The organism is Dyadobacter diqingensis (assembly GCF_024220585.1).
Classification (GTDB): Bacteria; Bacteroidota; Bacteroidia; order Cytophagales; family Spirosomataceae; genus Dyadobacter; species Dyadobacter diqingensis.
Genome location: NZ_JAMXKF010000002.1, coordinates 468,822 through 481,853, shown reverse-complemented (window position 1 = coordinate 481,853; position 13,032 = coordinate 468,822). Strand labels below are relative to the sequence as shown.

11 protein-coding genes are annotated in these 13,032 nt (G+C 42.9%); 8 read left to right on the top strand and 3 right to left on the bottom strand.

Going from position 1 to position 13,032, the window contains the following annotated elements:
• Window positions 1–11: 11 nt before the first annotated feature.
• Window positions 12–605, bottom strand: a complete 594-nt coding sequence (locus M1L62_RS07615) for a dihydrofolate reductase family protein (RefSeq protein ID WP_254412434.1) — start codon at window positions 603–605, stop codon at window positions 12–14.
• Window positions 606–831: 226 nt separating this feature from the next.
• On the opposite strand from M1L62_RS07615, the gene M1L62_RS07610 reads away from it, so the two are divergent.
• Window positions 832–1,812 carry a GlxA family transcriptional regulator gene (locus tag M1L62_RS07610; protein ID WP_254412433.1) on the top strand — a complete coding sequence of 327 codons (981 nt, stop codon included), beginning with the start codon at window positions 832–834 and terminating at the stop codon, window positions 1,810–1,812.
• A 13-nt stretch (window positions 1,813–1,825) separates the two neighbouring features.
• Here the strand turns inward: M1L62_RS07610 and M1L62_RS07605 are convergent, their stop codons facing one another.
• The gene (locus tag M1L62_RS07605; RefSeq protein WP_254412432.1) at window positions 1,826–2,506 is read right to left on the bottom strand and encodes an ArsR/SmtB family transcription factor; all 681 of its coding nucleotides are present in this window, start codon (window positions 2,504–2,506) and stop codon (window positions 1,826–1,828) included.
• A gap of 113 nt (window positions 2,507–2,619) precedes the next feature.
• Here M1L62_RS07605 and M1L62_RS07600 point away from each other — a divergent pair, with 113 nt between their 5' ends.
• From M1L62_RS07600 to M1L62_RS07580, 5 genes are all read left to right on the top strand, one after another.
• Window positions 2,620–2,973: an antibiotic biosynthesis monooxygenase family protein gene (locus M1L62_RS07600; protein ID WP_254412431.1), complete on the top strand. Its 354-nt coding sequence runs from the start codon at window positions 2,620–2,622 to the stop codon at window positions 2,971–2,973.
• Between the two features lie 569 nt (window positions 2,974–3,542).
• The gene (locus M1L62_RS07595) at window positions 3,543–3,914 is read left to right on the top strand and encodes a DUF8478 family putative metalloprotein (protein WP_254412430.1); all 372 of its coding nucleotides are present in this window, start codon (window positions 3,543–3,545) and stop codon (window positions 3,912–3,914) included.
• 110 nt (window positions 3,915–4,024) lie between these two features.
• A complete protein-coding gene (locus M1L62_RS07590; RefSeq protein ID WP_254412429.1) occupies window positions 4,025–6,493 on the top strand; it encodes a TonB-dependent receptor in 2,469 nt (822 codons plus the stop codon).
• 498 nt (window positions 6,494–6,991) lie between these two features.
• On the top strand, window positions 6,992–9,412 hold the full coding sequence (locus M1L62_RS07585; protein WP_254412428.1) for a TonB-dependent receptor: 2,421 nt from the start codon (window positions 6,992–6,994) through the stop codon (window positions 9,410–9,412).
• A 114-nt stretch (window positions 9,413–9,526) separates the two neighbouring features.
• On the top strand, window positions 9,527–10,366 hold the full coding sequence (locus M1L62_RS07580) for a sulfurtransferase (RefSeq protein ID WP_254412427.1): 840 nt from the start codon (window positions 9,527–9,529) through the stop codon (window positions 10,364–10,366).
• Between the two features lie 152 nt (window positions 10,367–10,518).
• On the opposite strand, the gene M1L62_RS07575 is transcribed toward M1L62_RS07580, so the two are convergent.
• Entirely contained in the window at window positions 10,519–11,013 is a 495-nt protein-coding gene (locus M1L62_RS07575; protein WP_254412426.1) for a group II truncated hemoglobin, read from the bottom strand.
• 226 nt (window positions 11,014–11,239) lie between these two features.
• Here M1L62_RS07575 and M1L62_RS07570 point away from each other — a divergent pair, with 226 nt between their 5' ends.
• Both M1L62_RS07570 and M1L62_RS07565 read left to right on the top strand, forming a co-directional pair.
• On the top strand, window positions 11,240–11,833 hold the full coding sequence (locus M1L62_RS07570) for an RNA polymerase sigma factor (RefSeq protein WP_254412425.1): 594 nt from the start codon (window positions 11,240–11,242) through the stop codon (window positions 11,831–11,833).
• A 145-nt stretch (window positions 11,834–11,978) separates the two neighbouring features.
• Window positions 11,979–12,959 carry a FecR family protein gene (locus M1L62_RS07565; RefSeq protein ID WP_254412424.1) on the top strand — a complete coding sequence of 327 codons (981 nt, stop codon included), beginning with the start codon at window positions 11,979–11,981 and terminating at the stop codon, window positions 12,957–12,959.
• Window positions 12,960–13,032 lie beyond the last annotated feature (73 nt).

Below are 13,032 nucleotides of genomic sequence, written 5' to 3'. Positions count from 1 at the left end.
AAGTGAAAATGTCATTTTGCGAACATCGTCATTCTAGCGGGCTTGTAGAAATAAACAGTAACACCCGATGAAAATTTTTCCTGATGAAACAGGTTGAGCTGGATTTTGTTTTTTGAATTTTTAAAGAGCGGTTTTCCGCTTCCAAGCAGAACGGGGTGGACCCAAAGCTGATATTCATCGATCAGATCTGACTTGATCAAAGCAGAAACGATACTGCCGCTGCCAAAAATGATGATGTTTTTACCTTTCTCTTTTTTTAGTCTCTGTACTTCCTTTTTTAAACCGCCATTTACGACTCTCGAATTTTGCCAGCCCAAATGTGCCAGTGTTCTTGAAAAGACAACTTTTTTGTAGCTGTTCATCATGTCGGCATAGGCAATATCCTGTCTGGCAAAAGATAAATTGACGGCCTGATAGGGCCAGTAAAGCGCCATGGCCCGATAAGTGATCCGCCCAAGTAAGATGGTGTCGGCTTTGCTCAGCTGCTCAGCGGCTGCTTCGGCCATTTCATCGTTCCAGTAATTGAAATGCCAGTCCAGTTCACCATCTGGACCGGCCATGAATCCGTCGAGTGTAACGTTCATGGAGACAACTACCTTGCGCATTTTTTTATCGTTATAATTCAGTGGGCCGTTTTAAAGCAATCCGGTTTTATCAAAATAATCCTGCTATTATTTCAGGTTTTCGTTACAAAATTATGGGCAATTAGTATATTTGATGGTGTGTAAAAGAGACTTCTTGTAGGGTACTTTGCGACTTCAATGTGAAGCATTTGTACTTTAACTGACGCCTGATTTTAAGCAATAAACCACCGATTAGCCATCCTATCCCATGAAACACATTTCAATTCTTATTCCGAATGAGGCCGTTTTAGCCAGTATTGTTGATCCCCGGACGATATTTACCGGTGCCAACGATTTTTTAGAAGCGCTAGGAAAACCTGCACAATTTAAAGTTCAGCTTGTCGGACTTGCCAAAGATGTAAAAGTGCATGGTGGAATGTTTTCGGTACATGCGGATTTGCTGTTGCACGAAGTTGAAAAAACGGATCTGATTATTATACCTGCGATTAGTGGTGATTTGGTCACGGCTGTGGAGTTGAACAAGGAATTTTTGCCATGGATCGTGAAACAATATCAGGGTGGTGCCGAGGTTGCCAGTCTTTGTATTGGCGCATTTTTGCTGGCGTCTACGGGTTTGCTCAACGGAAAAGAGTGTTCAAGCCACTGGAAGACTGCGCCGGAATTCAGAGAAATGTTTCCGGAAGTAACGCTGGTTGATGGTAGAATTGTAACAGAACAGCAGGGGTTATATTCCTCGGGCGGCGCTACTTCCTATTGGAGTTTACTTCTGCATCTGGTCGAAAAATATGCGGGCAGAGAGATCGCCATCATGGCTTCCAAAATTTACGCGTTAGAAATTGATCGTAAAAGTCAGTCGCCATTTGTGATGTTTAACGGACAGAAAAAACATGAAGACGATCCGATTAAAAAAGCACAGGAGTTCATTGAAAATAATGTAACCGAGAAGATTTCGGTGGAAGATCTGTCGTCAAGATATGCCATTGGTAGAAGGCATTTTGAAAGGCGTTTCAAGAAAGCAACCAACAACACGCCTGTGGAATACATTCAACGGGTGAAAATTGAAGCAGCAAAGAAACATTTTGAAACCACTGGCAAAAATGTCAACGAGGTAATGTATGACGTTGGGTATTCTGATGCCAAGGCGTTCCGATCCGTTTTTAAAAAGATAACCGGTTTATCGCCAATCGATTACAGAAACCGATACAACAAGGAAGCAGCGGTGGCATAACCTTGTCAGGGGGTTAAAGCGGAAGTTTGAAATGTTTATCGATCATTTGTTGGCCTTTGGCAGTAATGACAATGGCTCTGGAATTTTGCATTTTTCTTATCCAGTCCTCGTTTAACATTTTGTCGAGTAATGCAGCGGGGAGAGCGCCGGCCATGTGGTGTCGCCGTTCACTCCAGTCCAGGCAGGGGCGCAAAAATGACCGCCTGAGTTGTTTTAAGCCAGAAATGTTAATTCCCAAATCTGTAAACCAAGCCTGGCCATTCGCGCTTAATTCAAAGTTTTTGCCTTGATCGATGATTATTTTCTGATCAATCAGACTGTCTGTAACAGCAACACCGATTTTTCCGGCAAGATGGTCGTAACAGCTCCTGCAATACTTTACGGGTACTTCGATGGTGTTTGTTTTGGCTTTCTGGTCAATCTCAACAGGGATCAGATTTGCCAGTGCTTCGATCGCATAGGCGATATCTTTTCTTGCGAATTTGTAATATTTATGTCTTCCCTGACTTTCCACACAAAGCAACTGAGCCTGAACCAGCTTATTTAAATGCATGCTGATGTTTTGCGGCGAGGTATCGGCTGCAATGGCCAGCTCCGTTGCGGTGAATGCCTTCCCGTCGAGTAAAGTCCATAAGATAGTCGCGCGTGTCGGATCGCCGATCAGTGACGCGATCTGTTTGAAGTGTTCCTCCATGAAACTTTTACAGTTAAGTATAGAATGAAGTGTTGGTGCGTAAAGCTAGATAAATTTGCAAAAGACAAGCCCGGTTAATACCATAATTTTATTTCACTTATCTGTTCCGTCACATGATCGCAGTTATTTTTGAAGCAATTCCCCATGAAGGTAAAATGCAGGAGTACATGGACATTGCCAGGCAACTCAGGCCAGAGCTCGAAAAAATAGATGGGTTTATTTCCATCGAGCGATTTCAGAGTTTTTCGGATCCGGCAAAAGTTTTATCACTTTCATTCTGGAAAGATGAAGAAAGTATCAGGGAATGGCGAAGTCTCGAAATGCACCGGTATGCGCAGGCCAAAGGTCGAAACGAGGTTTTTCAGGATTACCATTTAAGGATTGCAGAGGTGTCCCGCGATTATGGCATGTTCGAACGGAAGGAAGCGCCACTGGATAGTAAACTGTATCATGAACGTGCAGAATAAAGCTGTTTTTTTCAAATTCCAGACGATCGCGACTAATAACCTCTGATCAGCTGTCCAAAGACCGTTTATTTATTTCTGATACGTCATAAACCCCCAAAGTTTCGGATAATCCTATCCGGAATTTTGGGGTGTTTTTATGCGATTTTTGTTGTTTTCGATGTCGTTTTTCATTGGAAATGGTTTAAAGAATGCCGCTTCAATCCGCTTAATCATTCAGGTTTTTATCATGATGGACGAGTATCGTTACAGATTTTGCGTACAGAAACTTTCTTGTAACCAGATATTTACTTCAATGATTAGTATGGTATTTGCCTGAAAATTAAGTGAATTGAATTTCTGTGTGAGATAATTCTAATCTAAAAATTTTAATTTATAAATTTAATTTTTAGATTTGTCTAAATTTAAACTTTGATGCACTGGAAAGTGCTTTTAAGCGAAATCAGACTTTGTTTTTCAAAAACAGGAAATATTTTTCCATGAATTTGATTATTCCGCAATAAAATAGAGACTTACAAAGAAAATGTAGGTAAATACATTTATATTTGCAACATTGTTGCATAAATTGAATTATGAGCATTGACATTATAAAACGACGACAAATTGCCTGCTTCTTGCTGGTATTGTGGGGCCTGATCTGCCTCAGCAATGTCGTGTTTCGTCATGCCCACCGCATGCCCGATGGACGGATTATCAGTCATGTGCATCCTTATGCTGAATTTGGTACTAAATGCAATTTTCCGGCACATCAGCATACCCAATCTGAGCTCCTTTGGCTGGATTGTATCAGCAACATACCCTTTGATTCATTTCTCCCTGAACTGACATGCTTTGTACCGGGAATCTGGTCGGTGGCACGCACGGTTTATGTCTATGAGGAAAAGCAGACATTTCGGAATAACAGGTCAATTTTTCTTCGGGGGCCTCCTGCGCAGGTTGGTTAAACAAACTCTTTTACTATTTAAATTTTTCAATTCAGGATGCGATCGTTACGCATAAGTAATGCGGTTTTATTTACGACTGTAAGCCATTGTTGCTACTCAATATTTTTTCCATGAAAATAACTATCCTCTTAACGACTCTGTTACTAGCCATTATCGCCAGTGCGCAGGCACAAACCGGGCAGATTTCGGGCATTGTCCGCTCGGGTGACAAATCAGTGCCTTTTGCAAATGTCTCGCTGGCAAAAACGCGTTACGGAACTCAGGCCGACAGTTCCGGAACCTATAAGTTATCTAATTTTCCGGCCGGTGTTTATGAAATTCAAATTTCAGCTGTGGGTTTTCAGCGTTACAGGAAAATGATCGATATCGTGGCTGGTCAGCCTGTTACCTATGATGTGGAATTACATGCTGCGAATACCACGCTGAATGAAGTGGTGGTTACGGGTGTGTCCCGTGCGACGGAACTGCGGAAAAGTCCGGTCGCTATTGCGGTGATGAGCAAAAAAGAAATGGACATGAATGTCAATAACAACATCGTGGATGCTGTTTTGAAGGGTGTGCCCGGACTAAGCGCCGTGACAACCGGACCGAATATTTCGAAACCATTTATCAGAGGATTGGGGTATAACCGTGTGCTGACGCTCTACAACGGTTTAAGGCAGGAAGGCCAGCAATGGGGTGATGAGCATGGTATTGAAATTGACCAGTATGGCATCGAACGCGCCGAGGTTGTGAAAGGGCCGGCCAGTCTTATCTACGGATCTGATGCGGTGGCCGGAGTAATCAATTTTATTCCTTACGTCCCGAAAGGTCCGGAAGGCAGACTTAAAGGTGACATTACCAGTGAATTTCATACGAATAACGGAATGATCGGCGCTTCGGGTGGTGTGGCTTATAACAAAAACGGCTGGAAAAGTGCTTTCCGTGTTTCCGGGAAAAACGCCACAGCTTATAAAAACAAAATTGATGGCCGGGTATATGGAACGGCTTATAATGAACTGAACCTGTCGGCGATGACCGGATTTGAAAAGCGCTGGGGATCGTCCTATGTTTATGCAACACTTTATAATAACCTCCAGGAAATTCCCGACGGCAGCCGTGACTCGCTGACCCGCCGTTTTACGCGTCAGGTTTTTGAAAGTGGAAAAGACGATATTAAAGACCGGCCATTTGTTGCGGAAAAGGATTTGAAAACCTACAATATCAATCCGCTGCACCAGCGTATTCAGCACTATCGTTTGTTTTCCAGAAACCATTTCTTAATTGGAAAAGGAGATCTGAACGCACTGTTTGGTTTTCAACAAAGCGTCAGAAGAGAATATAACCACCCGACCACGCCGAATCAGCCGGGATTATACATTCAGCTTAATACGTATAACTATGACGTTAAGTACAATTTACCGGAATGGAAAGGGCTGGAAGCGACGTTGGGCGTGAACGGAATGTACCAGACCAACAAAAATCTGGATGGTACGGATTTTCCGATTCCGGACTATAAACTGCTTGACATCGGTGGTTTTTTATTCCTGAAGAAATCGCTTGGAAAAGTTGACGTAAGCGGCGGGATCCGCTACGATACGCGTTCTTGGAACTGGGTTGATCAATACGTGCAGCACAATGCGGAAACGGGATATGACGAGCTTCTTAAAGTGCCGCGCAATACAAATGCTGTTCTTCAGTTTCCATCCTATGACCGAAATTTTAACGGGGTTTCAGGAAGTTTGGGAGCCACTTATAATTTGTCGGAAAGGCTGCTGGTGAAAGCCAATGTTTCCCGTGGTTATCGTGCACCGAATATTACTGAAATTGGCTCTAACGGACTCGACCCTGGGGCGCATATTGTTTACCTTGGTAATCGTGATTTCAAACCAGAGTTTAGTCTGCAAACTGATATTGGCTTTATCGGATATTTGAAAGAGTTGGATATCAGTCTGGAATTGTTCAACAACAAGATTGATAACTACATTTATCAGGCCAGATTGTATGATGATGCAGGCAAGCCGGTGATTATCGTGCCTGGGAATTTCACCTATAAATATCAGCAGTCCAAAGCGCAGTTATTTGGTGCGGAAGTGAGTATAAACCTGCATCCGACCGGGCTAAAATGGCTCACGTTTAATAATAGTCTGGCATTTATCAGAGGGCTTAATCGCAATGATGTGCTGATTGAGAAGGAAGGGAATGCGGCCAAATATCTGCCATTTATTCCACCAATTCATGGGCGTTCGGAATTGAGGGCATCTGTGAGCAAAGAAATCGGGAATTTGTCAGCGGTTTACTTTCGTGCAGAAGTCGACTATTATGGAGCACAAAACAAATTTTATGGTGTTGATAATACCGAAACAGCAACGGCAGGTTATGCATTGTTTAATATAGGTACCGGCGCCACAGTGAACAACAGAAATAAAAGAGCGCTTTTTCAGCTGTTTTTGCAGGTTGATAACCTGTTTAACACGTCGTATCAGTCGAATTTAAACCGCTTAAAGTATTTTGAATACTACACGGCTTCACCCAATGGCCGGTCGGGGATTTACAACATGGGGCGCAACGCAAGTGTAAAAGTGATTGTCCCATTTTAAGTTCTGATTTTTAAATTGATAAAGGTCTGTTGAGTAATTACTTGGCAGACCTTTTTTGTTGTGGAAGTTGTTGAAATTGGGTTTGATAATGCAAGGAGGCTCCTACGGAGCCAGTAGTCTTTGTTTTCTTCATTTATTTTATATACAGGGAGCTCTTACGGAGCTGTTGTGCCGTTATTTGCGTCGGATTTTCTTTGTTTATGCTAAAACCATCCGAACACTTCACCCCGGAGAGGTATCCTGTTTATAGAAAACAGGAGCCAGGAAACGCCGAAAAACTCCGTCCGGAGTTTCCTGTGCATTTCATCAAAATCAGGACAATTTCAAAGACAGATCGAAATTTTGTGTAACCTTTTTATTGTGCAGAGGTTACCACATTGTAGGTGTGAATGGGAGGACTTTATACCGTTTGCTAACAGATAAGAGCCGGCCCGGACACAGATGCAACTTTTTAAGGATTTTAGTGCCTTTGCGATAAATCGAACTAATAATTTAGCCATGAAAAAAATCTTCTCCATTATCCTTTTACTTTTCTTTTCTAATGCGCTGCTCGCCCAAACATTTTCCTTGGAAGGTTTGGTGAAAGATCAGCAAAATGCCGGTGTTCCCTTTGCAGGGATTGCTGTGTTGAGCAGTCAGGATTCCACATTGATCAAGGCGGATGTGGCTGACGAAAGCGGGATTTTTAAAATTGAAGGAATTGCAAAAGGAAGTTATCTGCTAAAAATTACAGCGGTAGGTTTTACTCCCTTCAAATCGGCAATTCTTAAAATCGAGGACAAAGATATCCGGATGGAGTCTATCGTCTTATCTTCCGATACAAAACAGCTCAGCGAAGTGAAAATTACCGCGGCAAAACCCATGATAGAAATTGCCAATGACAAGATAATCTTCAATGTGGAAGGCAGTGTAAATGCGACTGGCTCCACGGCGCTTGAGTTGCTCAGGAAATCTCCCGGTGTGCAGGTGGATAAGGACGAAAATATTCTGGTCAAGGGTAAGTCGGGAGTCAGGATTTATATTGACGGCCGCCCTTCACAAATTTCCGGGCGCGACCTCGCTTCTACGTTGAAAAGTATGAATTCTGCTGACATTGAAGCCATTGAAATTATTACCAATCCATCGGCAAAATATGACGCAGCGGGTGACCTCGGCATTATTAACATACGACTTAAAAAGAACAGGAAAATCGGTACTAACGGGAATGTAAGCCTGGGGGCGAATTTTGGTATCACGCCAAAATACAATACTTCACTAAACCTGAATCACCGGGATAAAAAGTTTAATATCTTCGGGACTTATGGGTACAGTCAGGGCGCCTGGCATAACCGGACGCTGGATGACCAGATTTTGAACGACATCAGCTATAAAAAAACATGGAAAGGGCTCTGGCGTGATACAACCCATAATGCCAGGGTTGGTGCCGATTATTTCCTGAGTTCAAAAAGTACGTTCGGCTTTAATGCCAACGGGCGGGTGAGTAATCATAACGGGGGAGGAGAGAGCCGGACGCTGATCAGTAAAAGATTTGATATGGATACCGATTCTGTGGTGCTGAATTCCAGGACATCGAATCCGGAAAAGAACAAAAATCTTAATTTTAATTTGAACTACCGTTACGCCGATACAACCGGTCATGAATTAAATGTGGATGCCGATTACGGGATTTTTTCTTCCAAAGGAATCAGTTATCAGCCGAATACCTATCAGTTTGATGAGCCGGAAAAGCTGCCATTGGAACGCAACTACGTGACCAAAACGCCTGTCGAAATCAGGATCAGATCTTTCAAGGCTGATTATGAGCAGCCGTTTAAAAAAGGGAAACTGGGTTACGGTTTCAAGCTTTCTGACGTAAAATCAGACAATACCTTTGATTTTTTTAACGTCATCAACGATGCGGAAGTGGTTGATGTTGACAAGAGCAACCGCTTTAAGTATACTGAAAGAGTGTATGCCGCCTATGTCAACTACAATAAGTCTTTTGCAAAGAAATGGGATATTCAGCTTGGACTGCGTGCTGAAAATACGCACTCGCTGGGTAACCTGATCAGTTACAAAGAAAACGCGCTGAACAGGGTTGATACATCTTACACCAACCTTTTTCCAAGTGGTGCTTTGTCTTATAAGGCTTCGAAGAACCATAGTTTCAACCTGAATTACAGCCGCCGGATTAATCGCCCGAGTTATCAGAATCTCAATCCCTTTGAATACCGGATTGATGAACTCGTTTATTCAAAAGGTAATCCTTTTCTCAAACCGGAATATGCCAATAGTTTCAAGCTTACGCACGTTTACAAGTCGAAACTGACAACTTCTTTTGGATACCGCAGGACGCGTTTGCCCGTGGTGACACTGCGTATTCCGTATGACAGCAGCAGAACGTATTTCATTACCCAAAACCTTGACTATTCGCAGGGCTTTAATCTGGATGTCAGTCTGACGACGTCGGTCACCAAGTGGTGGGAGATTTATTTCACGGTCAGCGGTTATCATAATGTCTGGAAAGCGCAGCTGGATAACGGTTTAATTATAAATAACAGGACAACGGCTTTTCTGCTGAATGGTCAGAATACTTTCAAGCTGAAAAATAACTGGACGCTGGAATTGTCGGGATGGTATAACTCGCCATACCGTCGTATCGACTACAACTGGGCCATGGGCATGATGGATGCCGGCGTGCAGAAAAAATTCTGGAAGGATAATGCCACCTTGAAACTTTCATTCAGTGATATCCTGCACACGGCAAGAGGGGGCTATACCTCGGAGTATGCAGGTATTGAAACCCGTCTGCGGTTCAAATTCGAAGGGCGCATGCTGAAACTGAACTTCAATTACCGGTTTGGAAGTAACGAAATTAAAGCGGCCAGAAGCCGCAGGGCGGGTAGCGAAGATGAGCTGAACCGGATCAAGGGTGGTTGAGAAGAACCTGAAAATCCTTCTTGTATAATCTGATCAAGCCGTGAAAATGCGTTTGCTTTGATTTATATTTTGGTAAATTGAGGTCCAAATCAGAAAATACAGGAACAGAATCTTATGGGTATTATTAAAGCAAGTGAAATAGCAGACCTGTCAGCTACCGGAGATACGGTGATCATTGACGCGCGCGGCGGTGCCGATGCGGAGGATCGTTTTGACACGGGGCATTTGGAAGGAGCACTTTTTGTAAATCTGGAAACGGATCTTTCCGATAAATCAGAGAATGCAGCAGACGGAGGCCGGCATCCGCTGCCGGACGTGAAGAAATTTGCTCAGTTGCTCGGTCAGCTTGGCATTACCCCTGAAACGACGGTTATTGTTTACGACGATAAAAGAGGGGCAATGGCGGCTGCACGTTTTTGGTGGATGCTGAAAGCCGCCGGCCATGAAGAGGTATATGTAGTAAGCGGCGGTCTTGAAGCCATTGTGAAAGAAGGGCTTGCTATCTCCCAGGATGCGCTGGAATTACTGACCGAATATCCGGCATATCCGGTTGATAGCTGGCTTTTGCCGACGGTGGATCTGGCAAAGGTAACTGAGGTCTCCTTAGATCCAGGTTACGTGGTTATCGATGTGCGTGAAAATTACCGTTATAAAGGCGAAAGCGAACCGATTGATCTGGTTGCCGGGCACATTCCGGGAGCGGTCAATATCCCTTACCTGGGCAATATGGGAGAAGATGGTGAATTCCTTTCGGCCGATGCTCTGAAAGAAAAATACGTGGAAGCATTAAAAGGACATGCGTCTGAAAAGATAATCGTCCATTGCGGTTCAGGGGTGACGGCTTGCCACACGCTTTTGGCGTTGGAAGAAGCGGGTATTTCCGGTGCCAATCTGTACGTAGGATCATGGAGCGAATGGTCGAGAAATGACAAACCGATCGCTAAGGAAGTGTAAATTGAATGAATCAGGTATCATAGCCTTTGTCTGATGGCTGTGATACCTGAATTTCTATTGTTTCGGTATTTTATTCTGATCGATCCAACGGCTCTTCTCTTCATTTCGGCACGCAAAAAGTACGGTTTGGATAAGATGCCTTTTTGTCTGAATCAAACATTGTTTTCGTCCGGAATGTAAGGACCGCCCGGCACTCCCCAGCCCCATTTGGGCATTGGTTCGTTTTCATTGAGCGGATTTCCTGTTTCGTGGGAATTGATTACGGCGATCCGGCTTCCCCATTCCAGATAAGCCACGAGCGCGGAACGGAATTCGGGATCATCGGCCAGTTTTACTTCGTCACAACTTTCCAGCAGCAGTGCAATCCAGCGTTTCCTTTTGGGCTCATCCAGCATTTTGCCAAGGTGGTGGGCAACCATTTTGTAATGACTTCCCTGATCGTCCTCGCTGTAAAACCGGGGACCTCCGAAAACCTCTGCAATAAAATGAGCCACATGGGTGCTGTGATCGGCCGACATATTTTTGAAAACAGGATATAAAAGATCATCCTGCATCACCTTTTTATAAAAAAGTTCGGTCAGTTTTTCGAGCGCTTCCTTGCCGCCAGACCATTCATAAAGTGTGGGAGTTTGTTTTATCGCAGTCATTTATTTTTCATGGTTTAATTTTTACCAAACATCCTGAAAATAGATTTCAAAATCAAATTCAGAATATTATTTGACATAAATAATAAAATTCATAACTATACTAATGTTTAAAATGAAAAGTCGAAATTTATTGAAATGAATTTCTGAAATATTGAAATAATTATAATTATGTAATTAACTTAGGACAACGATATGAAAGTCTGAAATTTTAATGACCTGATCAAAGATGGCCGCAATCGATGAAACTTTTTTATTGAATGGTATATCTCTTGGCGACAGAAAAGCTTTTGATGAGATTTACAATCAATACCATTCCGACATTTACAAATATGTTTTCAAGTTTGTAAAATCGTCGGATTGTGCCGAAGATCTTTGCCAGGAAATTTTTTTGAAGGTCTGGGAAAAAAGAACAAACCTGTCGGACGTACGCTCGTTCCGGGCTTATCTTTATACGGTTTCAAAGAACCATATTTTTGATTTTTTACGTCGGGCGTCCGTAGAACGTTCTGCAAGAGAGGAAATTCTTCATGCATCCCGTGCGCTGAACAGCCAGGTGGAAGATTCCATCCAGTCAGAGGAATATTATCAGCATCTTCAAAAAGTACTGGATCAAATGTCTCCCCGCAATCAGGAGGTTTTTAAGTTATGCCGCGAAATGGACCAGACTTACGACGAAGCGGCAGAAGTATTGGGTATTTCCAGAAATGCGATCAAAAAGCACATGGTCAAAACGATGAAACTTTTGAAGTGTTCTGCACAAAAAAGCTTCGGCCTCTCCTTCAATTCTTTTTTTGCGTTTTTTGTCCTTCTAGGCGCCTGATTTTTCCTGTTACAATATTCTTTTTGATACTAAACCGGCTGGTTGCCAGGTAATATTTTTGTGTCTGGAAAAATTAAGAAATTTTTTTTCAGATCGGGGTACCCTGTTTTCAACGTTAATCGTCTTCACTATAAATCCCTGAAAAATGGAAGAGAAGCAATTTCTGGATATTCTCGTCAAACGGTATGTTGCCAATGAGTTGAGTGAAAAAGAACTCGAAGCATTTTTCCATTTGCTGGCCCAGGGAAAACTCGATCATGTGCTGTGTAAATATCTTGATAAAGAAAGTGAAGCACAATTGAGGGACAATTTAAAACCGTTTTCGGGGAAACGTTTGCTTGCAAGACCGTCCAGAGGATTAAGTATCGCCGCATCGGTTATCATCTTGTTGGGTATGGTAACGTTTTTGGCAAAGCCGGCGATGATCAGTTTCCTGAAAATCGGAATTATTACCGTGGCAACGGAAAAGGGACAGAAAAAAGAAATCAAACTACCTGACGGCTCAACGGTATGGCTCAACGAATCAAGCAGGTTTGAATATCCTGAAAAGTTTGCCGGCGATGTAAGAAAAGTAGTGCTGGTGGATGGAGAAGCATATTTTGACGTGAAAAGAGATACTGCCAAACCATTCAGAGTGGAAGCTTCCGGCACGACGACGAAGGTTCTGGGAACTGCATTCAATATCAGGTCCTATCATTTTTTGCAAAGCGTGCAGGTAACGGTGACGAGGGGTAAGGTACAGGTTGAGGAAGAAAGCCGGGAGTCACAGCGTAAGATATTATTGCCGAACGAACAGGTTCATTTTGATACGAAAACAAAACAGATAAAAAAGGTGGCTGTGAACAGTGCAAACGCCGTGGCCTGGAAAGAGGGTAAATTACTTTTCGACAACGAGAGTTTTGCCAACGTTACTGCCATTCTTGAAAATAAATTTGGTGTAAAAATTTCCTTCGCCGACGAATCCATGAAAAGTTATCATATGTCAGCAGAATTCATTGCCACAGACTCCCTCTCTCACATTCTTGATCTGTTAAGTCTTGCCAATAATCTGGATTACCACCTTGAAAATAAACAAATCACACTACTCAGAAAGAAAAAAACGAATACTAACCCAATGCCTATGTAAAAATGTTGCCAGTTGTTAAAGTGAAATTCCGGCAAGCCAAGGCCCGCCGGAATGTATGATAGAGAAATCAGGA